This is a genomic window from Pseudodesulfovibrio hydrargyri, assembly GCF_001874525.1.
GTDB classification, from domain to species: domain Bacteria; phylum Desulfobacterota; class Desulfovibrionia; order Desulfovibrionales; family Desulfovibrionaceae; genus Pseudodesulfovibrio; species Pseudodesulfovibrio hydrargyri.
On sequence record NZ_LKAQ01000004.1, the window covers coordinates 622462 to 646429 of the forward strand.

A 23968-nucleotide genomic window follows, 5' to 3' on the forward strand; every position below is an offset into this window, starting at 1 on the left:
CATTTGTCACAATGAATGCACCGCCGTGCAAACGGCTGTACGACGCCCCGAAGAGGCGTATGTCACCAGACTTACAGGAAAGTGGAATCCGAGGCCGGAGCCGCCGCGCGCGAAGCCGGGCGAGAAAAGAAAAAAGGCCCGCTCCATGGAGCGGGCCTGAACGGGTTCGGAATCAGAATTCGGCGTCGTCCCCGACATCTTCCGTGGCCGGGGCGTCGGGCAGGTCCTCGATGGCCGGAGCCTCGTCCGGGTCGGCAACCCCCTCGGGCCGGGGCCTGGCCGCGGGCGGCTCCATATACCGGGCAAAGACCAGGAAGCCGGTGTGGGCGACCATGCGGTCGTCCGGACGCAGCCGGTCGGCCACGGGCTTCCAGCGGCGGACCAGGATTTCCAGGACCTCGAGGTCGGCGAAGGGGCCGTCCTCCAGACCGCGCAACAGGTCGGACACCTGGTTGACCGTGGGCAGCAGAAAGCCGCACATGGCCCCGGGGATGACCGCACTGGGGATGGAATGGAGATATTCCCACGGGGTGCGCACGTCCAGGAACAGTGCGTCCGCGCCGGAGTGCAGGAAGCCGTCCTCGATGTTCTGGTTGACCTGCTCCACGCGGTGGGACAGGCCGACGCGCTCCAGATTCTTGCCCGCCAGCTTGAAGAAGTCGGCGCGGCGCTCGTAGGTGATGACCTTGCCGGTGTCGCCCACGAACCAGGCCAGGGCCGTGGTCAGGCCGCCCGAGCCCGTGCCGGACTCGATGACCGTGGAGCCGGGCCCGATGCCCAGTTTCATCATCAGGTAGCCGATCTCCTTGGGGTACATGATCTGCGTCTGGCGCTTCACCCCCTTGATCAGGTCGTGCAGGGTCGGTTTGAGGACCAGATACGCCTTGCCCAGGTGGGTCTGGACGTACTGGCCGAAGCCGGCCTCGGCGATGTCGTCCATGAGCAGCTTGCCGTCATGGGTGTGGACCTCGCCGCCGGCCTCGAGCTTGCGCAGGTAGCGTTTGCCCTTGTGGCTGATGAGCAGAATGAGTTGTCCCGGTTCGATCATGATTCTCAGGCCTCCTGAAAGAGATGGCCCTGAGTACGGTCCGCAAGGCCGGAAGTCAAGGAAAACGGGCTCACGCCCCGGGCAGGGTCACGCGCAGAGTGGTCCGGTCCTCGTCGTCGGAAACGGACAGTTCGACGGTGCCGCCCATGGCCCCGGCCGCCAGGCGGGCCGAATAGGTCCCCAGGCCGGTCCCGCCGGGCTTGCCGCCGGTGGAGTACTTCTCGAAAAAGGTCTCGCGCAGCGCCTCGGGTACGGCCCCCGCGTTGACCATGGTCAGGACCACGGGATCGCCCTGCTCCAGGCCGACCGAGACCTCGCCGCCCTCGGGCGCGGCCTCCACGGCATTGAGCAGCAGGTTGGCGACCATGGTCTCCAGCAGGAGCGGGTTGGCCGGGATCATCGGGCTCCCCAGCCCCGGATCCGGGCCGCCGTCGAGCAGGACAGACACGGCCAGCCTCTTGTCCTCGATTCTGCCGCCCAGGTTGACGAGGGTCTCCCGGACCACGTCCATGACGGCGACGGGCTCGGGCTCGTAGGTGAAGGTTCCGGCCTCGATCTTGTAGAGGGCCAGGGACAGGCCGATCATCTGCAGGGCCTTTTCCGCCTGGTTCTCGATGAGGTGGAGCATCTCGCTCAGTTCGGCGTCCAGGCTCTCCTCCTCCAGGAGCAGGAGCCTGCACCCGTTGATCACGCCGATGATAGGCCCCTTGAGATCGTGGGTCACGATGCGGTTGACGTCCTCGCGCAGCTCCTCCAGCCGCTTTTGCTCGGAGATGTCCTGCAGGCTGACCACCAGGCTCTCCCGGCCGTCCACCACGGTGGAGACCATGTTCTTGAGCACGGGCAGCCGGGTGCCGTCCTTGCGGGTCAGGAAGCTCTCGTCCGTGCAGGGGACGCCCTCCTCTATCCCTCCCCAGGGGCAGAACGAGGCGTCCCCGCACAGCGCCTCGCGGCAGGGTAGGCCGATCATCTGGTCCAGGGTGTAGCCGCTCATCCTCAGGGCCTCGGGATTGGCCCAGGCCATGGTGTGCGTCTCCCTGTCCACCACGAAGATGCCCACGGGCAGGGAGTCGAATATGCCCTTGAGACGGCGCTTGTACCGCTCCAGGGCCTCGGACCGCTCCTTGCGCTCGGTCACGTCCAGGGCGAATGCGTAAAAATAATAATTCCGCCCGTGGTGGTCGCGGGCCATGGCCATTTCCAGGCGTATCCAGCGAATCTCCCCGTCCTTGCGCCGCATGCGCACGATCAGGTCCTTGACGTAATCCTCATTCCTGGCCTGGCCGACGATGCGCTCCACATCCGCCGGGTCCACGATGTGGGAAAAGGTGTCGCCCGCCAGGGCCTGGGCCTGGGCCATTTCCTCGGGGGAGTCGTAGCCGAGCATGCGGGCGTAGGCCCGGTTGCGCTCCACGAACCGCCCGCCCACGAAGCCGTGGGTGATGCCGATGGGGCTGTTCTCGAACAGGATGCGCCGGCGCTCGTCGGAAATGCGCCCCTCGGCCTCGGCCTTGCACCGCCGATCCACTTCGGCTTCGAGTTCGCGGGTCCGGGCCACGAAGTGCTCCTCCAGCTCGCTGCGGGCCCGGTCCAGGGCCTCCTGAACCTCGTCCATGGTCCGGATGGACGGCAGCCAGAACCACAGCCCGACCAGGAGCAGGACCGACCCGGCCAGCTGGCCCACGACCTTGGCCAGATAGAAGTTCACGTGGACGTCGGCGACCATGCCCCAGCCCGGGATGTCGAGTTGGTCGGTGATCTCCATGAAGACCCCGAAGAGGATGAGCAGGAAACCGATCTTGATGAGCAGAAAACCGCGGCGGCCGTAGGACACGGACCGGTCGGCGTGGATGAAGAGTCCCAACGCCAGGGCGAGAACGAAAAATCTCAGGATCTCGAGAGTGACTTCCAACACGTACGGCTCCTCCGCAAAGACGGGACTCAAGGCAACATTATCCCATGCCCCGGGACCGACCAATTATTAATTCCCGATTTCGTGAAACGGCCCGCCGAACTTGACAGAACCGCGCAGGTACTTAATAAGCTGGCAAGAGTTAAGGACTCCTTCCAAGGAACGCAACGCGACATGGCATACAAATACGTCTTCGGCCCGGTCATGAGCGGGCGGCTCGGCCGCTCGCTGGGACTCGACCTGCTCGGGGACCGCATCTGCTCCATGGACTGCGTGTACTGCGAGGTGGGGGCCACCAGGGAACGGACCTGCGAACGCAGGGTGTACGTCCCGGCGGCCGGCATCCTCAAGGAACTCTCCCTGTGGAAGGAGGAAGGGCTGGAGCCGCCGGACATGATCACCCTGGGCGGACTCGGCGAGCCGTGCCTGAACTCGGAGATGGAAAACGTCATCCTCGGGGCCAGGCGGCTCTTTCCCGCGACGCCCGTGGCCGTGCTGACCAACGCCAGCCTGATGACCGACCCCGAGGTGCGCCGCGAACTGTGCGCCGCCGACGTGGTCCTGCCCAGCCTCGACGCCCTGGTGGAAGCGGAATTCACCCGGGTGAACCGGCCCGACGAGGCCGTCAGGCCCAAGGCCGTGGCCGAGGGGCTCCTTGCCTTCAGAAATGAATTCAAGGGAAAGATATTTTTGGAAATTTTGCTTGCCGAAGGAATAAACGATTCCGACGAGAACCTCGGCAGGCTGAAGGATTTTTGCCAACGGCTTGCTCCCGACCGAGTGGACGTGGTCACCCTGACCCGTCCCGGAACGGTCAAGGGGGTCCGCCCCGTGGACGGGGCGGTTCTAAGCCGGTGGCGCCTGGCGCTCGGAGGCGGGGAAACCCGCACGCAAGAGCGGCGGGCCGACGGCGGCAAGGAGATGAGCCTGGAGCGGATGACCGCTGCCGTGGCCGCCTCCCTGGGCCGCAGGCCCCAGACCGCGCAACAGCTGGCCCAGGCCCTGGGAGCGGATCCCGAAAAGGTCCGCCAGGCCGTGGAAGCCCTGGAAAAGATGGGCGACGTTACCCGCCGGGATGACCGGGGGCAGACTTTTTACCACGGAACGGGCCATGTCATCGAAGACTGAAGGGCGCGCCGGGATCAGACACACACATTTCTCGTCACGAGGTTTTTATGACCAAGAAGAAACGGCAGAAGATGTTCATCTCCGTACTGCCGGGAGAACAGGTCGAGGTCGTCATCGCCGAAGAGGGCAAGGTCAACGAATACTACGTTGAGATGGTCCACCAGGCCAAGACCAAGGGCAACATCTACAAGGGTTACATCCACAACATCGACAACGGGCTGCAGGCCGCGTTCATCAACTACGGGGCCGAGCGCAACGGCTTTCTGCAGATCGACGAGGTCCACCCCGAATACTACGTCAACGACGCGGCCACCAAGAAGGGCCAGCGCTTCCCGCTGATGCAGAAGGTGCTCAAGCCCGGCCAGGAGGTCCTGGTCCAGGTGGTCAAGGAACCCACCGGCAAGAAGGGGGCGTTTCTGACCTCCTACCTCTCCCTGCCCGGCCGCAGCTTCGTCTACACCGTGGGCCGCAGCCAGATCGGGGTTTCGCGCAAGATCGAGGACGAAAAGGAACGGGGCCGCCTCAAGGCCGCCCTGGAAGGATTCGAGACCACCGAGGGCGTGGGGTTGATCGCCCGCACCGCGGCCATCGGGCAATCCAAGGCCGCGCTGGAGCGCGACTACAAGTACCTGAACCGGCTGTGGACCGACATCCGCTCCAACGCCCAGAAGGTCAAGGCCCCGGCCATCGTGTACAAGGAGCTCGGCCTGGCCGCCCGGGCCGTGCGCGACTACCTGACTCTGGACATCACCGAGATATGGGTGGACGACAAGGAAACCTATGAACAGGTCCACCAGTTCGTGAAGCTGGCCTTCCCGCGCAAGAACAACCTGGTCCGGCTGCACGAGGACAGCGACCTCTCCCTGCTGGAGCGGTTCAACCTGACCAAGCAGGTCCAGGAAATCTACTCCCGCGAGGCGTCCATGCCCTCGGGCGGACGGCTGGTCTTCGACGCCACCGAGGCCCTGACCGCCGTGGACATCAACTCCGGCAAGATCGGCGGCGAGAAGAATTTCCAGAAGATGGCGCTCAAGACCAACGTGGAGGCCGCCCGCGAGATAGCCCGCCAGCTCAGGCTGCGCGACATCGGCGGCCAGGTGGTCATCGACTTCATCGAGATGAAGAACCCCAAGGACTGCCGCGAGGTCGAGAAGGTCATGCGCGCGGAGATGAAGAACGACCGCGCCCGGACCGACGTCTCGCGCATTTCGTCCTTCGGCCTGATGGAGCTGGTCCGCCAGCGGCTGGGCTCCTCGGCCATCGCCATCTCCACCGAGCCGTGCCCCTGCTGCAAGGGCACCGGCATCCGCCGCAACATGGAATGGCAGGCCCTGCAGGCCCTCAAGGAAATCCACCGCGACCTGCGCAAGCCCGGCGGCGAGGAGGTCGAGTTCGACTGCGAGGAGGAGCTGGCCATCTACCTGCTGAACAACAAGCGCGGCATCCTGGCCGACCTGGAAAAGCGCTACAACAAGTCCATCCACATCGACATCGAGTACGAATACGACGAATAGCCGTCCCCGGACATGAAAAAATGAAAGGCCCCCGTCCCGAGTCATCGGGACGGGGGCCTTGCGTGTAATGGTCGAGGCGGGCCTGCAACCGGGAAAGCCGCCTCATCTTGTCTCATTTGTCGGCATCGAATATCCGCCGCGCCGCCTTCATCTCGTCCGGCGTGTCCCGTCTGCATCGTATCGGGTCGGATAACTCCCCGTAAAGCCGCCCGAGCCCCTCCACGAACCAAACAGCGACCAGAGGCTGTCGCCGCTTGTTCCGATCCGCATAGGAGCAGCCGACCTGGATGGCCTCGCGCTCCTTTCCTTGCAAGGCAACAACCTTGCGCTGCACGATTCGGCCGACGATGTTGTATGGTTCTTCGGAGGCCTGCGGCAAGGCCGTGCGGGCGCACGGATTCTTCTTATTTTTTGGAGCGATTCGGAGAGCGCAGCTATCCGACAGCGGCTCACTCACCGCACTATGGATAGGCTTGGGAGAGTGGGTCAGCTGTGCATTTTTCGAGGGTCCGCCTGACCGCAGCGTACCCCAGTACGTGAGGATCAGGCGGGCCCTCGGAAAATGTGCAGATGGCCCGCTATCGCAAGCCGCTTTTATTCCATGGAAGGCAAAGTGAAGATGAAGGTGGAGCCTACGCCCACTTGGGACTCGACCCAGATGCGGCCGCCGTAGTGCTCGATGATCTCGCGGCAGATGGTCAACCCCAGGCCGGTGCCCTTGGGCTTGTTGACCATGGTGTCGTCGGTGTGGGTCTGGTGGAACTTCTCGAAGATCTGGGACTGGTCCTCGGGGTGGATGCCGGTGCCCGTGTCCACCACCTCCACGCGGAGCTGGCCGAAGCGTGGAAAGGCGCGCAGGGTGACCGAGCCCTTTTCCGTGAACTTGGAGGCGTTGTTGAGCAGGTTGATGAGCACCTGCTGCATGCGGTCGCGGTCGGCGCGGATGTGCGGAAGGCGGGGATCGATCTCGGTGCGCAGTTCCAGCGAGGTCTGGGCGAACATGCCGGAGACCGAGCTGGCGGCAACCTCGATGACCTCGTTCATGTCCAGGTCCTCGTCGCGCCAGCCCATGGAGCCGGACTCGATCTTGTTCAGGTCGAGCACGTCGTTGATCAGCCGGGTCAGACGCTCGCCCTCATGGCTGATGATGGCCAGGTTTTCGCGGATGCGCTTGCCTTTGCGGGCGAGGGAGCTGTCCGGGTTGACCAGGGGCAGGAAGTTGCGCGTGAACTCCTTGTTCAGGAGCTTGGCGAAGCCGAGGATGGAGGTCAGGGGCGTGCGCAGTTCATGGGAGACCGAGGACAGGAAGGCGGACTTCATCTCGTCCAGCTCGCGCAGCCGCTGGTTGGCCTCCTCGAGCTCGCGGGCCTTGTTGACCAGGTCCTCGGTGCGCTCGCGCACGAGCTGCTCCAGGTGGCGGTTCAGGTCGGCCAGGTCCTGCTCGGCCTTCTTGCGGTCGGTGATGTCCTCGAGGATGCCGTCCACGAACACGAAGTTGCCCTCCTCGTCGTGGATGGCACGGGCGTTGAGCGAGCCCCAGATGGTCTTGCCGTCGCGGCGGTAGTACTCGGCCTCGAACCGCTTGACCTCGCCCTGGTCGCGCACCCGGTCGAAGAACCCCTGCATGTGGTCCGGGTTGACCATGATCCTGGAGCTCAGGGAGCGGACGTTGGACAGAAACTCGTCCAGGGAGTCGTAGCCGAAGATGCGGGCCATGGCCGGATTGGCCCGGCGCAGCACGCCGTCCGGCGTTGCCTGGAAGATGCCCTCGATGGCGTTCTCGAAGATGGACCGGTATTTCTCCTCCGCTTCCTGGAGGGTCTTGTTCATGGTCTGAAGCTTGTTCTCGCGGCCCTCGATCTCGATGGACATGCGCCGGAACCGTTTGGCGATCTCCAGGAGCTCGGCGTGGTAGACCTCGCCGAAGTCGTAGGAGAAGTCGCCCTTGGCCACCCGGGCAATGCCGGACTGGAGGACCATCAGCGGCTTGTTCAGGAAGACGCGCAAAAGCAGGCCGGTGATGGCCAGGATGACGGAGATGGACACGACGATGATGATGATCGACACGAACATCTGCTCGTCGAGGCGCTTCTTCTCGCGGGCCAGGGTGAAGTCGATCTCGGCCCGGCCGATGGTGCGGCCCTCGAAGATGATCGGCCGGACCTTGCTGAAGTCCGCGGGCACGCCCGAAAACTTCTCGTGGGCGAAGACCACCTCGTTGCGCGAGCCGTAGATGCGGATGCCCTGGACCATGTCGTCGTGGGTGTAGACCGAGCCGATGAGCCGGGCGTTGTCGTAGTCCAGGTTCCAGATGGGCACGGCCAGGATCTCGGCCACCGAGGATATGGTGTCCTCGCCCTTTTTCTCGGCCGTGTCCCACATCTCCTGGGACTGCTGCCAGTAGATGAAACCGCCGAGCGCCGTGGCGATGATCATGACGATCACCACCAGGCTGAAGGTCAGGTCCCGCGAGATGGACCTGCTGGTCAGGAGAGGCCGTTTTCTCTTGGGTTTGTCTGCTCGCATCTGTCTTCCGAAAAAAGGGAAATGGGGGACAACTCCCGAATCATGCATCCTCCTGAGAGGCTGTACACGACTCCCCGCACCGTGTCATCACAGTTATATAGGATAACGATCCCGAAGCCGGGCCACGGTCCCGTCCTCGATGAGCCGGTTCAATGCCCTGCGCAGGCGGTCGCGGACGGGCGACGGCACGCTCGTGGACACGTAGACGCGCATGAAATCGCGTTCCACGACCAAGGGCTCTCCCAGGAACCGTCGGCGCAGGCCGATCCGCCGCGCGGCCTCGGCCAGTCCCTCCAGCGGCCCGAGCACGGCGTCCACCCGCCCGGCCATGAGCATCTTGAAGGCCAACTCGTGATTCTTGCACGGGAAGGGGATGAAGTGCAGCTCCCCGGCCTGTTCGCGTTCGTGGCGGGAGCCACGGACCACGGCCACGGTCTTGCCCGCCAGGTCCCGGGCGTCGCGCAGGGGTGTCTCCACCCGGGCCCAGGCCGCCAGGGTGATTGCCTTGACCGGGCCGATGTCCTCGGCCAGGTCGGCGATACCGCCCTCGGGCGGGATGATGATCAGATCGGCCTTGTCCGTGGCCACCTCCTCCACGCCACGGGCCAGGGGCACGAGCCGGTTCTCCGCCTCGAGCCCCGCCTCGCGGGCCAGGGCGTTGCCCAGCTCGAAGCAGAACCCGACGGGCCGCCCCCCTTCCAGACGGCCGCACGCCCCCAGTTCCACGGTCACGATGCGCAGCTCCCGGTCCTGGGCCAGGGCCGGAAGGCACGACAAGAGCGACAGGAGGACGAGTAACAGGACCGGTCGCGGGAGAGGTCGCGGAAGGGATGGAACCGAACCATGGGGCATGGCGCAATCTATAACGCCTCCTCTGAAAAAGCAACGCGTTGCCGGATTTGCGAGCGCGGAACTTGCCTTCTTACCGGCTCTCCCTTATCTGTGCCGGAACCGACCATGCGCACGCCCCTGACCACATGGCTCCCGGTAGCCCTGCTCTTCACGGCCCTGTGCCTGTCGGCCCCGCAACGGGCCGAGGCCCACCCGCACGTCTACGTGGACGTCTCCCTGACCTTCCACGTGGACGATTCGGGGTTGTCGAGCGTGCACCAGACCTGGCTCTTCGATGAGATATTCACCCGGGCGATCCTCAGCGAGCTCGGGCTGGACGCGGCCGCCCTGGCCACGCAGGAGGGGCAGGCGGCCGTGCGCGACGGTGCCTTCGCCTACCTGTCAAACTACCACTATTTCACCCTGATCGAGACCGGCGGACAATCGGTGCCCGTAACCGTGACGGGCTTTCGGGCCGGGCTTGCCGACAACCGGTTCGTCTACGACTTCGACGTGCCGCTTTCCCTGCCCGTGGACCGGCTGTCCGACTTCCGCATGGCCGTGTTCGACAAGGAATACTACACGGACATGATCTACGCCGAAAACGGCATCCGCTTCGACGTCCGGGGCGGGGTTTCGGTCAGCCACTCCGTGCGGGCCGCCAAGGACCACACATACTGGCAATATATCGTGCCGTCGGCCGTGCACATGACCGTGTCCGCCGTGCCCGGCGCCGCGCCGTCCGTGGCGGCGGACCGGACCGGCGCGGACCAGGAGGCGGGCCTGCCCGGCCGGATCATGCATATGGTCCGCTCCACCCAGAAGGAACTGACCAAACGGCTGAACGCGTTCGGCACCCGGCTCAAGGACGAGCCGTGGGGCGCGCCCCTGTGGATGTTCCTGGCCCTGTCCTTCGTCTACGGGGTGGTCCACGCCGTGGGCCCGGGGCACGGCAAGGCCGTGGTCTGCTCGTGGTTTTTGAGCCGTCCCGGCTCGCTGCTTCGCGGCGCGCTCATGGGCAACGCCATCACCTTCGTGCACATGGGCTCCGCCGCCCTGGCCGTGGGTGCCGCCTACCTGATCTTCTCCTCGGGCATGGGCGGATTCGCGGCCGCCAGCCGGGCCATCCAGCCCGCCGGATACGGGCTGCTCGCCCTCATGGGACTGTTCCTGCTGGTCAAGGCCGTGCTCGACCTGCGCCGGGGCGGCCTGCTCGCGAGCCACGCCTGCGCCCACGACGGCGATGAGGGCGGCGACCTCAAATCCATCCTGGCCGTGTCCTTCGTCACCGGGCTCATCCCCTGCCCGGGCGCGGCGGTCATCCTGGCCTTCGCCATCGGCCTGAACATCTTCTGGACCGGAGTGGCGGCCCTGATCGTCATGGCCCTGGGCATGGGCCTGACCACCACCCTGTTCGCCTGGCTCGCGGTCTCGGCCCGGAAGGCCGCCCTGACCCTGTCCGGCCGCAACCGCCGCCTGTTCGGCTACCTCCACGCCGGGCTGTCCATCTGCGGCGCGGCCGCCATCGGCCTGTTCGGCACCGCCCTGCTCATCGGCTCGCTGACCGCCTGATTTCCTTCTCACCAAGGCTCGCCGAATCCCATCCCCGGTCCGGTCGCGCCCGGCACGGGCCGTCTTGCGCCGCATTTCGTGTTCGCAAAAAATCATTGACAATTTTTTTACTTTTAGGTAAAAAGAACCCCACAACGCTTTCCAAAAAGAAAACATGGACTGACAAAAATGAAAAACGCATTGGATTCGCAAGACAAGCGGCTGGTGGCCGAACTGACCCGCGACGGACAGCTCTCGCCCGGCAAGGTCGGCGAGGCCACGGGCGTGACCGCGCCCACGGTCCGCTCGAGGCTCAAGAACCTGATGCAGGCGGGCGCGCTCAAGGTGGCCGGGCTGGTCAACCCCACGCGCGTCAAAGGGCTGACCGTGGCCCTGGTGGGCATCAGCCTGATGAGCCACGAGCAGCTCGGCGAGAAGCTGGACCAGATCGGGGCCCTGCCCCGGGTCAACTGGGCGGCCGCGGTCACCGGGCGCTACGACATCATCGTGGAGATCGTCTGCCAGGAAGGCATGGACGACCTCTACCGGTTCCTGGACCGGGACCTGTCCCAGGTGGGCGGCATCAACGCCTCCGAATCGTTCGTTGTCATGAAATCCCGGCGCAAGTGGCTGTTGTTGCCCGACGCCGTGATCGAGACCTTCACCAAATAACGTTTAGCCGCCGGAGAGGGCGGAGAGCTTTGCAAAGGAGCATCAGATGATTATCGGTATCCCCAAGGAAATCAAAACGCTGGAAAATCGTGTGGCCATGACTCCGGGCGCGGTGGAATCCCTGGTCCGCCAGGGCAACGAGGTGCTGGTCGAGGCCGGCGCCGGGTTGGGCAGCGGCCTGGCCGACGCGGAGTACATCGCCTCCGGCGCCAAGATGGTCTCCGCCGCCGAGGCCTGGGGCGCCGAGATGGTCATCAAGGTCAAGGAGCCGCTGGCTTCCGAATTCCAGTATCTGCGCAAGGGCCTGCTCCTGTTCACCTACCTGCACCTGGCCGCCGCTCCCGAGCTGACCAAGGCCCTGCTCGACTCCGGCACCACCGGCGTGGCCTATGAAACCGTCAAATCCGCGGACGGCACCCTGCCCCTGCTGACCCCCATGTCCGAGGTCGCCGGGCGCATGGCCACCCAGGTGGGCGCGCACTATCTGGAGAAGACCCAGGGCGGCCGCGGCATCCTGCTGGGCGGCGTGCCCGGCGTGTACCCCGCCGAAGTGCTCGTCCTGGGCGGCGGCGTGGTCGGCACCAACGCGGCCCGCATCGCCATGGGCATGGGCGCGCGCGTGACCATCCTCGACCTCTCCCACCAGCGTCTGCAGTACCTGGACGAGGTTTTCCAGGGCCGCATCACCACCATGATGTCCACCGAGCCCAACATCCGCCAGATGGTCCAGCGGGCCGACCTGGTCATCGGCGCGGTCCTGCTGCCCGGCGCCAAGACCCCGAACCTGATCACCCGCGACATGCTGCCCCTGATGAAGGAAGGCTCTGTCATCGTCGACGTGGCCGTGGACCAGGGCGGCTGCATCGAGACCACCAAGGCCACCACCCACGACAACCCGACCTACGTCATCGACGGCGTGGTCCATTACGGCGTGGCCAACATGCCCGGCGCGGTGCCCCGCACCTCCACCTTCGCCCTGGTCAACCAGACCGCTCCCTACGCCCTGCGCCTGGCCGCCAAGGGCACCGACGCCCTGAAGGACGACGCAGGTCTGGCGCTCGGCCTGAACACCTGGGACGGCAAGCTGACCTGCCCGGCCGTGGGCGCCGCCCTGAACATCGATTCCATGACCCCGGAAGAGGCGCTCGCTCAGATGTAGCATCCTCTCACGAGGCGCAAAGCATAAAGGCCCTGGTCGTTGACCGGGGCCTTTTCCTTTGCCCGGTTCAGGCGTAGCCTCCGGGACCGCCGCTTGCATTCGGAAGGCGCGGCGGGTAGAAATTCGGACGGCTTTTGCGCAGGCCATCCAACATGCCGAATACTTTTATCATCACAGGGCGCCATGTCCTCTCTTGAGCTTTTGCTGATAAAACTCACCGTGACCCCGACGATGATGCTCGCCGTGTCGTTGGCGGCCAGGAAATGGGGCGGTTTTGTCGGCGGGATCATCTCGGGCCTGCCCCTGACGTCGGCGCCCATCATGTTTTTTCTGGCCGTGGAGCAGGGGGCTTCCTTTGCCGAGGGGGCGGCGTCGGCCGCATTGTCCGGGTTGGCGGCCGTATTGCTGACCTACCTCTTCTACCTTTACGTCTCGAAGATGGCCTCCGTGCTCATGGGCTGCCTGAGCTCGCTGGCCCTTTTCGCAGTCTGTTCCCTGCTGACCCTCCAGATACCCTTTTCAGGCTGGGCCATACCGGCGGACCTGATACTGATCTGGACGATCATCCGCCGCACCGAGAGGACCGGCGCCAAGCCGGCGCCGTCCCCCAAGGCCCCCTCGTGGGGCATTCCCCTTCGGATGGTCGCGTCCACCTCGTTGCTGCTCGTGGTTACCGCCCTCGCGCATCTGATCGGCCCGCACTGGAGCGGCCTGCTGTCCCCCATTCCGGTGGTCGCCTGGCCGTTGACGGTGTTTCTCCACAAGCAGAGCGGACGGACGGAAATGGTCGCGGCCGTGCGCGGCAACGCCATCAGCGCCCTCGGGATCATCCTGTTCTATGTCGTGATCAACGGATTCATGGTCCGGTTGGGGGTATTCGCCGCCTTCTCCCTTGCCCTGCTCGCTTCCGTGGCCGCCACCATCGCCCTGGTCGCGGCGCTCAAGACCGTCAGGCCGCGGACGTCCCCGTCGCACTGACGCCCGAGATTGCGGCAGGCAAAAGACGGGAGCCTCCCCATACGCGTTGAAGACGAATCCCCCGGGCAGGACGCTCGGGGGATTCTCGTTTGTCTTGGTCATGCCGAGGCGCGCGGACGGAAAACGCCCTGCCCTCCGGGCGGCTTTTCCGCAAAGACCGCGATCACTGGACCAGCAGCTTCTGGCCGGGGTGGATGGTCGACCGCCTGGTCAGCTTGTTCATCTTGCACAGCTGGTACAGACTCATGTCGTGCCTGCGGGCGATCTCGGTCAGGGAGTCCCCGCTCCTGACCACGTAGGTCTCGGGCTTGAGGGTCTCGCGGTACTTGGCCATGAGCGGATGGTAGCGCTCGGCGAACTCTTCGGCCGCGCCCTCGGGCAGAAACAGGTCGTGCTGGCCGGGCGGGATGACCTCGCCCAGCAGCTGCGGGTTGAGGTCGCGGATGTCCTTGTAGTAGGTGCCCGCGGCCTTGGCCACCAGGGTCAGGGGCGTGGGATACTTGGCCCGCAGTTTGACCCGGTCGAACTTGCGCGGCTTGTAGTAGTCCTCGGGATGCAGGTCAAAGCCGTAGCGCGCCGGATCGTTGAGGATGAGCTTGGCCGCGATGGCGCGGAGCACGTAGCGCTGGGTCTCCTCGGGCAGGTCGAGGTGGTAGTAGTCCCTGACCTCCTGCGTCCCGATCCGCCTGGCCAGCCCCTGCTCGCCCATGTTGTAGCCCGCGCAGGCCAGGGTCCAGGAGTCGAACTGGTCGTGCAGGTCCTTGAGATAGGATACGGCCGCGCCCGTGGCGAAATAGAAGTTGCGCCGCTCGTCCACGAAGCGGTCCACGGTCAGATCGTAGTTGCAGGCCGTGGAGGCGATGAACTGCCATATGCCGCGCGCGCCACGGCTGGACCCGGCCTCGGGCCTGAGCGCGGATTCGATGACCGCCACGTACTTGAGGTCGTCGGGCATGCCCCGCCCGCGCAGCACGGTCTCGATGTGCGGGAAATAGCGGCCCGTGCGCTTGAGCCAGAGGATGACCTGGGCGCGGTCCCAGAGCATGAGCAGCAGTTCCTTTTCCAACCGCTCGCGCACCTCGGGCAGGTGCAGGGGCACGAACTCGCCGCAGAAATAGAGCGGTCCCTTGATACGGATGGCGGATTCCAGCGACGGGAAGGCTGCGGTCCGCATGGGCGCGAGCATCTCGATGTCCCCGTCCCCGGCCAGGGCCGGGCCGTGCAGGGGCGCGAGCAGCGCGAAACAAAAAAGGATCACTCCCGCCGCAAGCGGGAGAGCAAGGTACCGCCTGGGCATGTATGCTCCCGTCGGGGCCGGGCAGGGGACGCCCCCTGCCCGGGGCCGATTACAGTTTCGATTTCAGCACGATGTCCGTGATGGGGCCGCGCGAGCGGTCGCCCTTGAGGACCATGTGCGCATAGTTCTTGTACCCCTTGAGCTTGCGGACTGTCCAGTTCAGTCCGTTGTTCGACTCGTTGAGGTATGGATTGTCCACCTGCCGGGTATCGCCCAGGCAGATGCACTTGACGCCTTCGCCCATGCGCGTCAGCAGGGCTCGGGTCTCGCCGCGCGACAGGTTCTGCATCTCGTCCACGATGACCACCGCGTTCTCGATGTTCATGCCGCGCAAAAAGGCCACGGGCTGGACCTCGAACTTCTTGGGGTTGAACTTGAACGAGTCGCTGGTCGGGTCCATGAAGATGCGGTTGGCGGGCCGGATGTCGTGCAGCTTGATGAGCAGGTCCTGGATGTACTTGATGTACGGCAGCATCTTTTCCTCGATGTCGCCGGGCAGGTAGCCCATCTTGGCCCCGATCTCGACCACCGGCTTGACCAGGTAGATCTTGCGGTACGGGTTGTCCTTGCGCTCCAGCATCAGGTACAGGGCCGCGGCCAGGGACAGGAAGGTCTTGCCGTAGCCCGCCTCGGACTGGATGGAGACCAGGTCGATGCCCTCGCAGAGCATCAGTTCCAGCGCCAGGTTCTGGTACACGCTGCGCGGCTTCACGCCCCATATCTCGTGGGTGTAGCTGATCTCCTTGGGCCCCTCCGGGCCGTGGAAGATCGGGGTGCCGTTCTCCCAGCGGAAACAGTTGCGCACCGGCTCCTCGCCCTCCTCCACGAACCCGGTGTAGCGCTGGGACTCGGACCGGAACGGATCGGAATCGCGGTATTCCTCGCTCGGAATGCCGTAGCACTTGGCCTTGATCTGGAGGATGCGGTCGTTGGTGATCAGCGTCGCCTCTTCCGGCCCCACGTGGAGGATTTCCTTGAGGATGCGGTCGTCCAGCACGGGGTCCGTGAGGGTCTCGGCAAAGTCCGGGGGGAAGATGTTGACGGCTTCGTCTTCGAGGATGGCCCGCACCGCCTGGGAGACGATGTGGCCGATGCGCGGGTCTTTCTTCAGTCCGTCCAGCTCGCCCAGGACGGTGTAGGGAATGTAGATTTGGTTTTCCACCCCGTTTCTCAGGGCGATGATGCATTTGGGATTTTCAATAAGGACGTTGGTGTCGAGGACAAAATGCTTCTGGGCCATAATCCCCCGTCCGGCGGTTGATGTTGATTCCAGGGTATCTCACGATTTGGCACCCGTGCCGGGAATCAGCGAATCAATTTCATTGTATGCCTCCGCTTAGGTTCAACCAGTCATGCAAACCATGACCAGTTTTCACGAGAAAGTCTAGAGACAAGATGCCTGACAGCCCGCCGCCACGTCATGGCGAACCGGTGACGATCCGGTGGCGGACCTGCCGGGGCTTTGCCCTCCAACCGTCCGCAAACCCTTGCTAAACCTGGCTTCCCCTGGGGGTATGCGGCTTTTACGCCCCAGCTATCCATCTGGAATTGCGAACTAATATTAATACGAAAAATCACCCTTCCCACCCTAAGCATTCACGCCTCGCGTCCGATAAGAGAAGCAACCCAGTACTCCCGGTCAGGTCCGGGAGGCGGGAGACATCTCCGCGGGCAAGCGGGAGGACGCGGTCGCAAGGATGCGGCCGGGGCTGCAAGCGGATGAGGGGAGACCTTGGGGAAGGGCGCATGCCGCCCTTCCCGTTGACTTCAATAACCCAGGGAGGGGTTAATGAAGGGTTATGACGACAGCCGCGGGCGGACCGCGGCCCATATGGAAACCGAGCGCGTGCTAGACGCCTTCGACCAGGTGGACACCGGGCGGCACCGGGACAGCGCCGAAGAGCGCGCCGACAAGATCGCCCGGCTCAAGGCCGAGGTGAACGCCGGCTGTTACGAGCCCGACGTCATGGACATCGCCAGGCTGCTGACCTCGGCCATGGACCCGACGCTCTAGAAAAACAACTCAACGGCACACGGAGCCGGGACGGGATGACTCCCGCCCCGGCTCCGCTGTTTTGCCGATATCCGCTTGTTCTGGGGAATCAGATTCTGACTGCCGCTTCGCGGCGTTGTCGGACGATTTCGCCTTGATTCGCCCCGTCCCCGGGGCTCACCCCTTCGGGCGTTGCGGAAGGACCGCAACGTCCAAATCCGCTGTCCCGCGAATTTGCCGGCGGGCAGCGCTCGCTCTTAGGCGAGTCTTCGAGCCTTAGAGATAGCGACAGCAGCGATAGGGTTCGCCCCCGTGCGTTCCATCCATGCGCCTGCGGCGCGCCTATCTTTTGCCGTGACTCCGGGGAGTTGACCGGTCCGGGATAATCTGGTGAGTTGTGGAGGCTCGACAAGAACCGCATCAACGCCCCCGGAGGAATGACCATGGGCTCCGCACCCCGCATGGATTGGAACAAGCTGCTCGACGCCACGCGCTACGGACGCGGAAGCGAATCAAGCGACGTCCGCAGTCCCTTTCAACGCGACATCGACCGCGTCCTGTTCAGCGACCACTTCCGACGGCTGGCCCGCAAGACCCAGGTCCATCCCCTGAACGAGAACGACCACATCCACTCCCGATTGACCCACAGCCTGGAGGTCGCCTCGGTAGGCAAGAGCCTGGGCGAGTTGGTGGGCGTGTTCCTGGAAGATCGCAGGGAATTGCCCTCCACCCTCTCCCCCAAGGATGTGGGGGAAGCCGTGCAGGCCGCCTGCCTTGCCCATGACATAGGCAACCCGCCCTTTGGGCACGGGGGCGAGGAAGCCATTAAGAAATGGTTTGCCCGTTCGAGTGTTCCCATCTTTTTGCCGCCACAATACGCGAACGATTTTACCCGGTTCGATGGGAATGCCATGTCCGTCCGCATCTTGGTCAGCACGGGATTCAACAACACCGGCATGAGCCCGACGTATGCGGTCCTGGGGGCCCTCCTCAAATACCCGTGGACGTCCTCGCAGGCGGAAAAGGACAAGTTCAGTTTTTTCCAGACCGAAGCCGATGCCATGAGAACCGTGGCGGAAGCTCTGGGGCTCATCCGAATCGGCGGGCTTTGGTCCCGACCTCCTTTGGCCTACCTTACCGAAGCCGCCGACGATATTTGCTACAGGATCATCGACATTGAGGACGCAACCGAACTGGGCATCCTTGAGGAATCGTTCATGGCCGACAAATTCGCCAAGGTGCTCAACCTGGAATCCGGCCCGGGCGAACGCTATGCGTGGATACACGATTGCCATTTCCGGCAGCGGAACAGCCTTATCCGTGCCAAGCTCATCAATGGAGCCGTGCAAGAGGCCGCAACGCTTTTCCAGGAACACTACGACTCCATCATGTCCGGTGAGTTCGACAGAAACTCAAGCCTGATGGAGAAATCCCAAGATGGAATTTGCCGCGTTGTCCATGATGTTTACAAAGGCATCTCCGACAAGCTCTTTCTCTCACGCCGAAAAACCATCCTCGAAATCGGGGCCCAGAACGCACTGGGTCTGCTCCTGGAACAAACCATGGTGGATATGGAAAGATTCGCAAAAGGCGAAAGCCCCATTAACGAAAGAGTATTGGCCCTTCTGAACCGCGAAAACATAGAAATCATCCCCGGAGAGGACATCCGTTCCCTGTATCTCATCATCATGGCCATCGTGGACTACATCTCCGGCATGACCGACCACTACGCCACGGACCTGTGCCGCAAGTTCCTCGGGCTGGGGTACTGATACCGCTAAAACAGCGAGGAAACGGCCGGGCCGGAACGATTCCGGGACCGGCCGCTTCGCGTGAGGAGGTGCAATGCCCGTCTCTTCCCCAAGCCTGGCATGAACGGGACACGCGCACTTATCCTCTGCATAACACGCCGAAATTTTTTCCACCGTTATAATCTGGGCCGGGGTGGTCGCTCAGGGCAAGAACGCAAAAAAAAAGCGGATTCGGGAAATGCCCGAATCCGCTTTTTTCGATATGTCGTGCCGGATCTACTTGCCGGAGGCCACGTACCAGCTGCTCGACTTGGTCAGCAGGTCCTGGACCCGGCCCACCAGGGCGTGGGGGTCGGTCAGGTAGCCTTCGAGCAGCAGGGCGGACTCGTAGAGCTGGTTGGCGGCCTGGTCGATGAACGGGTCGTTCTCGTCCTTTTCCAGGATGGCCAGCATGTTGCGGATGAGCGCGTGGTCCGGGTTGATCTCCAGGATCTTCTTGGGGATGGAGGTGTCCTTGCTCATGACGCGCATGATCTTGTCCATGGACGAGGTCACGTTGCCGTCCGGGTTGGCCAGGCAGACCGGGGACTCGGACAGCCGGGTGGACGCCTTGACCTCGGTCACCGCGTCGCCGAGCACGTCTTTCATGCGCGCAAGCAGCTTGTCCAGTTCTGTCTTCTGCTCGTCGCTCAGCGGCTCGGGCTTGTCCTCCTTCTCCATGGACTCGAACTTGTCGAGCTTGGCCATGTCCGCGTGCTCGGCCGAGACCAGGGCGCACCCCTCGTACTCGCGCAGGGCGTCCATGACGAACTCGTCGATGGGCTCGAACAGGTACAGGACCTCGACGTGCTTGCGCCGGAAGACCTCCAGGTGCGGGGACAGGGCGAGCGCCTCTCGGCTCGGGCCGTAGGCGTAGTAAATCTCCTTCTGATCCTCCTTGGCGCGGGCGATGTAGTCGGCCAGCGAGGTCAGCCCCTTGTCGTCGTCGAGGCTCGAGGAGTTGAAGCGGACCAGCCCGGCGAACTTGTCCTTGTTCAGGAAGTCCATGTAGCCCGCCTTGAAGAGCTCGCCGTGAGCGCGCCAGAACTCGTTGTAGCGGTCCGCGTCGTCCTTGGCCATCTTGGCCAGGTGGTCGAGCACCTGCTTGACCAGGGTGGAGCTGATCTTGCGCATGAGCAGGTTGTCCTGCAGGGTCTCGCGCGAGATGTTCAGGGGCAGGTCCTCGGTATCCACGACACCCTTGATGAAGCCCAGATACTCGGGGAGCAGGTCCTTGTTCTGCTTCTCGATGAGCACGCGGCGCACGTACAGGTCCAGGCCCCGGTTCTCGCGGCCCAGGCCGAACGGGTCGTTGCCGTGCCTGGGAATGAACATGAGCGCGTTGAACTGCACCGGCGCGTCCACCGAGGTGTGCAGGGTGTCGAAGGGATCCTCCGAATCAAACGTCAGGAACTTGTAGAACTCGGCGTACTGCTCGGCCTTGATCTGGAACTTGGGCTCGCGCCACAGGGCCTGGATGGTGTTGACCCGCTCGCCGCCCACGTAGATGGGGAAATTGATGAAGTTGGAGTGGGTCTTGACCACGTGCTTGAGGTGCGCCTCGTTGGTGAACTGCGAGGCCAGGTCCTCCTTCAGGCTGACCGTGATCTCGGTGCCGTGGGGACGGTCCTCGTCCAGCTCCTGGAGCTTGTAGTCGGTGCGGCCGTCCGAGGTCCAGACGATGGGCCTGGCGTCGGCGTCCATGGATTTGGTGGTCACGGTGACCTCGTCGGCGACCATGTACACGGAATAAAAGCCCACGCCGAACCGGCCGATGAGTGAATCCAGCGATTCCTTGCCCTGTTCGGCGAGCTTGGCCAGTTCGGCCGTGCCCGAGTGGGCGATGGTGCCGATGTTGCGCATCAGCTCGTCGCGGGTCATGCCCACGCCGGTGTCGGTCACGGTCAGGGTCTTGGCATCGGCATCGACGGTGACGCGGATTTCCGGGGCCAGCTCGTCGGTCTCGCCCGAAGCCTGGGTCTTGAACCGGGCCTTTTCCAGGGCGTCGGACGCGTTGGAAATCAGCTCGCGGAGAAATATTTCCTTGTTGGTGTACAGCGAGTGAACAAGGATATCGAGGAGTTGGCTGACCTCAGCCTTGAATTTGTGGGTCGTTTTCTTGCCCATGAAAAGATACCTCCGTATGGGGTGAGATGCGCGCCCGCCGGATGCGCGGCTCTCGCGCACCCGGCGGGACTTTTTCATAGAGAGAGTATGTTCGGGAATGGCGTCCCGGGAACAGGTTTTAAGTAGATACGGATTTGATCTTGTCAAGCAGGTATTTTTCCATTTCGCGCCGATCCTTGCGCAAGCGGACCATCTCGGCCTCCATGACCGCGAGCTTTTCCTTGAGCTCCCGGTTCTCGGCCTTGAGCGCCTCGGTCTCCTGCATGGCCGTGGAGATGCGCAGGGCGGTCTCCTCCAGCCCCTCGCGGATGTCGGCCACGTCGGGCGCTCCCCCGCCCTCGGCGGCCAGCACGGAACGGATGCCCTCGCCCACGGACTTGGCGATTTCCATGCCGATGGCCGCGGCCATGGTCATGACCTGGTCCATGGACCCGACCGCCTGGAGATTCGGCTGCCCACCTCCCGAAGTCGCGGGCACGGCGTCGGCCTGGAGCGGATAATCCTGCGACAGCCGGTCCATGACGTCGCGAGCCGTGTGGCCCTCCTTGAGCAGCCGGGAAATGTTCGCGAAAATCTCCACAGCCTCGGGCTTGAAACGCTTCTGGCGGCCGCGCCCCACGCTCGGCAGATGCTGGGCGAACCGGTTCTTCCAATAGTGCACCGTGGATTCGGGCAGGTCGAGCTCGCGGGCGATCTCGGCCACGGAAAGGACTTTCTTGCCAGTCATGTCACACTCCCTTGGCTTGCTTGCGGTCCTTGTTGTTTTTCATTGGAGTACCGGAATTCGCGGATTTCAACAAGAAAAAACAGACTTCATCATACTCATTTCACAAAGTTTTTTCCAAGACAGCAACAAACCGCAATTCGTTGCGGTTGAAATTCTTGAACTTTTCTAGACTTTTCTTAGAGAGATAGGACCACCTGCGCGGGTTTGCGCTCGGACGCGGAACCCTTTATGGTCGCGAAGCTCACGCAAGAAGCCTCAAAGGACACCATGAAAGCGCCGCTCGCCTCCAAAGCCCTCTACACCGCCGTCCGGGTTATCCTCGGCCTGCTTTTCGTCTATGCCGGGACCCTCAAGCTCATGCACCCGGAAGGGTTTGCCGTGACCATCAACATCTACGGTCTGGTCTCCTGGAAGATGGCGGGATTCCTGTCCTACGCCATACCCTGCGTGGAAATCCTGTCCGGCCTCGGCCTGGTCCTCGACGCGCGCGGCGCGTTGGCGGTCATTGTCGCACAGTTGTTGGGGTTCATGGTGGTGCTGCTCTACGCCCTGTATCTCGGCCTCGACGCCGACTGCGGCTGCTTCGGCAATCCGCAAAACACCGACAATGCCCCAACCGGCCCGCTCCACGCCTTTCTCCGGGACGCCGTCATGCTCGCCGGCTGCGCCCTCCTCTACGTCCAACGCCGCGTGGCCGGATTCCGGCCCTGGGCGCTTGGGCGGCTGTTCGGGAAAAAGAAGTAAAGATACCGCCTTCGGCGGATTTGACGGGTGATTTCGCCTCCGGCGGGCAAGGGTTCGCACCCTTGCATCCCACGGCTGCGCCTGCGGCGCGGGCGGAACGCGTGAGGACTGGGCGGATGCGGCCTGACGGTGTCCCGAAGGGTTCGCGCCGGGACGGTAGCCCACGCAGCCAGGAAGGAAGTCGGCCAAGACAAATAGAGAAGGCAGCGTGTCAAAACAATCATAAAACGGGTGCCTCCCCGCGCACACGCCACCTCGCGAAGCGACACAAAAAGTTTAGGAAGGAAGAGGGGATGGGGGGTCCCGGGGGAAGGGGAGAGGGAAACCCTTTTCTCAAAGGGTTTCCCTCTCCCCTTCCCCCGGCCGCCGGAGGCGCAAACAAGCGGGACCGCACCAGCGGTCCCGCTTGTTTATCCTGCGTCCCTGGCTACTGGACAAGCTGCCAGGAGCCGTCGGGTTGGCGGTAGGCCTTGGCGTAGACGGTCTGGGTGGAGCCGTCGGCCATGCGGGCGTTGATGGTCACGTCGCGTTCGACGCGGCCGTCGTGGTATTCGCGCGGCGGTTCGGGGATGGCCTCGTAGCGGGTGCGGGTATCGGGGTTGACCCACTCGGTGGTGTAGCCGGACGGCGTGGTCTCGAGGGTATTGGACAATTGCGCGCGGTCGGCCTTTTCCATTTCATTGCCCACGATGTAGCCCGCAAGCATACCCACGCCCGCGCCGATGGCCGCGCCGGACACCTTGTTCTTGAAGGTCAGCGCGCCCAGGGTTGCCCCGGCCAGAGTGCCGATCCCGGCCCCGTTCTGCGCCTGGGTGGTCTGGCAACCGGCCAGCAGCGACAGCATCAGCACCAGCGATATGGCGGTCTTCATAAAAGCGGTCTTCATGGTTTCATCCTCCTTGCAGCCTCGCGGCCCGTTCACGTTTCCAGGCCGCTCGGCCTTGCTCTCGCACAGACAAGAGCATAGCCCATGCCACGTAAAACACTCCGATATCATTGGTTTTTTCTCAATGACCACAAAGAACGCGCCCACAATCTGCGCACCGGATGCAAGAATTGCCCTAAGAATTGTTCAGAGGTCGGCAAGCCGCCTACGCCAGACGCAGCGCCTCGGGCATTTCCGGCATGGCCCCGGGCTGGGAACAGACGTGGGCCGCGACCTTGGCGGCGTAGCGGTTGATCCGGTCCAGGGGCCACTGCTGGAGATGGCCGAGCACCAGGGCGGCGGTGAAGGCGTCTCCGGCCCCGATGGTGTCGACCACCTCGACCGGTTCGCCGGACAGGTCGGAGACCGCGTCCGGCGACAGGAGCAGGCTGCCCTTGCCGCCCCGGGTCAGGACCGCGAGATCGAGATGGTGGCGCGCCATGAGGGCGCGCAGGGCGGGCCGTTCGCCCGGGGGCAGGGAGAAGAGGCTGGTCACGACGCCGAGTTCCGTGTCGTTGATCTTGAGCACATCGGCCGCGTCCAGGGAGGCGGACAGGATTTCCGGGGTGTAAAAATCCTGGCGCAGGTTGATGTCGAAGACCTTGAGCGCTTTGTTCGCCGCGCCCAGGAAGCGGTGGATGGCCCGGCGGGAGGTCTCGGCGCGCTGGGCCAGGGAGCCGAAGCAGACCGCGTCGGCCCTGGCGGCCAGGGTCAGGGCGGACTGGTCCAGGGCCAGGAAATCCCAGGCCACGTCGTCCGGAAAGACGTAGGTGGCCACGCCGTCCGCATCCACGCGGGCGTCCACCGTGCCGGTGGGATGGTCCGGGTCCAGGGACACGGCGTCGATGTTCAGCCTCCGGCGGACGAGCAGGGACAGGGCCTCGCGGCCCAGGTCGTCGTCGCCCACGCGGGACACGGGCACCCCGGCCCCGCCCAGGGCGTTGACGTGATAGGCGAAGTTGGCGGGCGCGCCGCCGAGCATGCGCGTATCGGGCAGCACGTCCCAGAGGATTTCCCCCAACCCCACGGCGAGAATAGGCTGCATG

Annotated in this window: 19 protein-coding genes; 9 read left to right on the forward strand and 10 right to left on the reverse strand. The window is 64.0% G+C overall.

The window, feature by feature from the left end:
* Positions 1-172 precede the first annotated feature (172 nt).
* Together BerOc1_RS07355 and BerOc1_RS07360 are read right to left on the reverse strand one after the other, a co-directional pair.
* Complete coding sequence (locus BerOc1_RS07355) at positions 173-1048, reverse strand: tRNA (adenine-N1)-methyltransferase (protein ID WP_071545071.1); 876 nt, start codon at positions 1046-1048, stop codon at positions 173-175.
* Positions 1049-1118: 70 nt separating this feature from the next.
* Positions 1119-2963, reverse strand: a complete 1845-nt coding sequence (locus BerOc1_RS07360) for a PAS domain-containing sensor histidine kinase (RefSeq protein ID WP_071545072.1) — start codon at positions 2961-2963, stop codon at positions 1119-1121.
* 171 nt (positions 2964-3134) lie between these two features.
* Here BerOc1_RS07360 and BerOc1_RS07365 point away from each other — a divergent pair, with 171 nt between their 5' ends.
* Positions 3135-4088 carry a radical SAM protein gene (locus tag BerOc1_RS07365; protein ID WP_071545073.1) on the forward strand — a complete coding sequence of 318 codons (954 nt, stop codon included), beginning with the start codon at positions 3135-3137 and terminating at the stop codon, positions 4086-4088.
* Positions 4089-4135: 47 nt separating this feature from the next.
* Positions 4136-5602 carry an Rne/Rng family ribonuclease gene (locus BerOc1_RS07370; protein WP_071545074.1) on the forward strand — a complete coding sequence of 489 codons (1467 nt, stop codon included), beginning with the start codon at positions 4136-4138 and terminating at the stop codon, positions 5600-5602.
* Between the two features lie 594 nt (positions 5603-6196).
* Here the strand turns inward: BerOc1_RS07370 and BerOc1_RS07380 are convergent.
* Together BerOc1_RS07380 and BerOc1_RS18825 are read right to left on the reverse strand one after the other, a co-directional pair.
* The gene (locus BerOc1_RS07380) at positions 6197-8128 is read right to left on the reverse strand and encodes a sensor histidine kinase (protein ID WP_071545076.1); all 1932 of its coding nucleotides are present in this window, start codon (positions 8126-8128) and stop codon (positions 6197-6199) included.
* A 93-nt stretch (positions 8129-8221) separates the two neighbouring features.
* Complete coding sequence (locus BerOc1_RS18825) at positions 8222-8905, reverse strand: substrate-binding periplasmic protein (protein ID WP_071545077.1); 684 nt, start codon at positions 8903-8905, stop codon at positions 8222-8224.
* Between the two features lie 180 nt (positions 8906-9085).
* Here BerOc1_RS18825 and BerOc1_RS07390 point away from each other — a divergent pair, with 180 nt between their 5' ends.
* From BerOc1_RS07390 to BerOc1_RS07405, 4 genes are all read left to right on the forward strand, one after another.
* Positions 9086-10531, forward strand: a complete 1446-nt coding sequence (locus tag BerOc1_RS07390) for a HoxN/HupN/NixA family nickel/cobalt transporter (protein WP_071545078.1) — start codon at positions 9086-9088, stop codon at positions 10529-10531.
* A 168-nt stretch (positions 10532-10699) separates the two neighbouring features.
* Positions 10700-11182 (forward strand): Lrp/AsnC family transcriptional regulator, encoded by a 483-nt coding sequence (locus BerOc1_RS07395; RefSeq protein WP_071545079.1) that lies wholly within the window; start codon positions 10700-10702, stop codon positions 11180-11182.
* Between the two features lie 46 nt (positions 11183-11228).
* Positions 11229-12341: an alanine dehydrogenase gene (gene ald / locus BerOc1_RS07400; RefSeq protein WP_071545080.1), complete on the forward strand. Its 1113-nt coding sequence runs from the start codon at positions 11229-11231 to the stop codon at positions 12339-12341.
* Between the two features lie 183 nt (positions 12342-12524).
* Entirely contained in the window at positions 12525-13319 is a 795-nt protein-coding gene (locus tag BerOc1_RS07405; RefSeq protein WP_071545081.1) for a hypothetical protein, read from the forward strand.
* A 163-nt stretch (positions 13320-13482) separates the two neighbouring features.
* Here BerOc1_RS07405 and BerOc1_RS07410 read toward each other — a convergent pair whose 3' ends face one another.
* Together BerOc1_RS07410 and BerOc1_RS07415 are read right to left on the reverse strand one after the other, a co-directional pair.
* Positions 13483-14616: a lytic transglycosylase domain-containing protein gene (locus BerOc1_RS07410; RefSeq protein ID WP_071545082.1), complete on the reverse strand. Its 1134-nt coding sequence runs from the start codon at positions 14614-14616 to the stop codon at positions 13483-13485.
* A 49-nt stretch (positions 14617-14665) separates the two neighbouring features.
* On the reverse strand, positions 14666-15856 hold the full coding sequence (locus tag BerOc1_RS07415) for a PhoH family protein (RefSeq protein WP_071545083.1): 1191 nt from the start codon (positions 15854-15856) through the stop codon (positions 14666-14668).
* A gap of 549 nt (positions 15857-16405) precedes the next feature.
* Here BerOc1_RS07415 and BerOc1_RS07420 point away from each other — a divergent pair.
* Together BerOc1_RS07420 and dgt are read left to right on the forward strand one after the other, a co-directional pair.
* Positions 16406-16630: a flagellar biosynthesis anti-sigma factor FlgM gene (locus BerOc1_RS07420; RefSeq protein ID WP_071545084.1), complete on the forward strand. Its 225-nt coding sequence runs from the start codon at positions 16406-16408 to the stop codon at positions 16628-16630.
* A gap of 422 nt (positions 16631-17052) precedes the next feature.
* Positions 17053-18381: a dGTP triphosphohydrolase gene (gene dgt, locus BerOc1_RS07425; protein ID WP_165610798.1), complete on the forward strand. Its 1329-nt coding sequence runs from the start codon at positions 17053-17055 to the stop codon at positions 18379-18381.
* Positions 18382-18636: 255 nt separating this feature from the next.
* On the opposite strand, the gene htpG is transcribed toward dgt, so the two are convergent.
* Together htpG and BerOc1_RS07435 are read right to left on the reverse strand one after the other, a co-directional pair.
* Positions 18637-20526 carry a molecular chaperone HtpG gene (gene htpG / locus BerOc1_RS07430; protein ID WP_084641217.1) on the reverse strand — a complete coding sequence of 630 codons (1890 nt, stop codon included), beginning with the start codon at positions 20524-20526 and terminating at the stop codon, positions 18637-18639.
* 118 nt (positions 20527-20644) lie between these two features.
* A complete protein-coding gene (locus tag BerOc1_RS07435) occupies positions 20645-21253 on the reverse strand; it encodes a MerR family transcriptional regulator (protein ID WP_071545086.1) in 609 nt (202 codons plus the stop codon).
* Positions 21254-21520: 267 nt separating this feature from the next.
* Between BerOc1_RS07435 and BerOc1_RS07440 the strand changes: the two genes are divergently transcribed.
* The gene (locus BerOc1_RS07440; protein ID WP_071547048.1) at positions 21521-21997 is read left to right on the forward strand and encodes a MauE/DoxX family redox-associated membrane protein; all 477 of its coding nucleotides are present in this window, start codon (positions 21521-21523) and stop codon (positions 21995-21997) included.
* 427 nt (positions 21998-22424) lie between these two features.
* On the opposite strand, the gene BerOc1_RS07445 is transcribed toward BerOc1_RS07440, so the two are convergent.
* Positions 22425-22883, reverse strand: a complete 459-nt coding sequence (locus BerOc1_RS07445) for an RT0821/Lpp0805 family surface protein (RefSeq protein WP_084641220.1) — start codon at positions 22881-22883, stop codon at positions 22425-22427.
* 205 nt (positions 22884-23088) lie between these two features.
* Positions 23089-23967: a carbohydrate kinase family protein gene (locus tag BerOc1_RS07450; protein WP_071545087.1), complete on the reverse strand. Its 879-nt coding sequence runs from the start codon at positions 23965-23967 to the stop codon at positions 23089-23091.
* Position 23968 lies beyond the last annotated feature (1 nt).

Bases quoted from the DNA above. Each gene is read 5' to 3' on its own strand.
- BerOc1_RS07355 (WP_071545071.1), bottom strand. From the start codon at position 1,048: ATGATCGAACCGGGACAACTCATTCTGCTCATCAGCCACAAGGGCAAA.
- BerOc1_RS07365 (WP_071545073.1), top strand. From the start codon at position 3,135: ATGGCATACAAATACGTCTTCGGCCCGGTCATGAGCGGGCGGCTCGGC.
- BerOc1_RS07370 (WP_071545074.1), top strand. From the start codon at position 4,136: ATGACCAAGAAGAAACGGCAGAAGATGTTCATCTCCGTACTGCCGGGA.
- BerOc1_RS07380 (WP_071545076.1), bottom strand. From the start codon at position 8,128: ATGCGAGCAGACAAACCCAAGAGAAAACGGCCTCTCCTGACCAGCAGG.
- BerOc1_RS07390 (WP_071545078.1), top strand. From the start codon at position 9,086: ATGCGCACGCCCCTGACCACATGGCTCCCGGTAGCCCTGCTCTTCACG.
- BerOc1_RS07395 (WP_071545079.1), top strand. From the start codon at position 10,700: ATGAAAAACGCATTGGATTCGCAAGACAAGCGGCTGGTGGCCGAACTG.
- ald (WP_071545080.1), top strand. From the start codon at position 11,229: ATGATTATCGGTATCCCCAAGGAAATCAAAACGCTGGAAAATCGTGTG.
- BerOc1_RS07405 (WP_071545081.1), top strand. From the start codon at position 12,525: ATGTCCTCTCTTGAGCTTTTGCTGATAAAACTCACCGTGACCCCGACG.
- BerOc1_RS07410 (WP_071545082.1), bottom strand. From the start codon at position 14,616: ATGCCCAGGCGGTACCTTGCTCTCCCGCTTGCGGCGGGAGTGATCCTT.
- BerOc1_RS07415 (WP_071545083.1), bottom strand. From the start codon at position 15,856: ATGGCCCAGAAGCATTTTGTCCTCGACACCAACGTCCTTATTGAAAAT.
- BerOc1_RS07420 (WP_071545084.1), top strand. From the start codon at position 16,406: ATGAAGGGTTATGACGACAGCCGCGGGCGGACCGCGGCCCATATGGAA.
- dgt (WP_165610798.1), top strand. From the start codon at position 17,053: ATGGGCTCCGCACCCCGCATGGATTGGAACAAGCTGCTCGACGCCACG.
- htpG (WP_084641217.1), bottom strand. From the start codon at position 20,526: ATGGGCAAGAAAACGACCCACAAATTCAAGGCTGAGGTCAGCCAACTC.
- BerOc1_RS07435 (WP_071545086.1), bottom strand. From the start codon at position 21,253: ATGACTGGCAAGAAAGTCCTTTCCGTGGCCGAGATCGCCCGCGAGCTC.
- BerOc1_RS07440 (WP_071547048.1), top strand. From the start codon at position 21,521: ATGAAAGCGCCGCTCGCCTCCAAAGCCCTCTACACCGCCGTCCGGGTT.
- BerOc1_RS07445 (WP_084641220.1), bottom strand. From the start codon at position 22,883: ATGAAGACCGCTTTTATGAAGACCGCCATATCGCTGGTGCTGATGCTG.
- BerOc1_RS07450 (WP_071545087.1), bottom strand. From the start codon at position 23,967: ATGCAGCCTATTCTCGCCGTGGGGTTGGGGGAAATCCTCTGGGACGTG.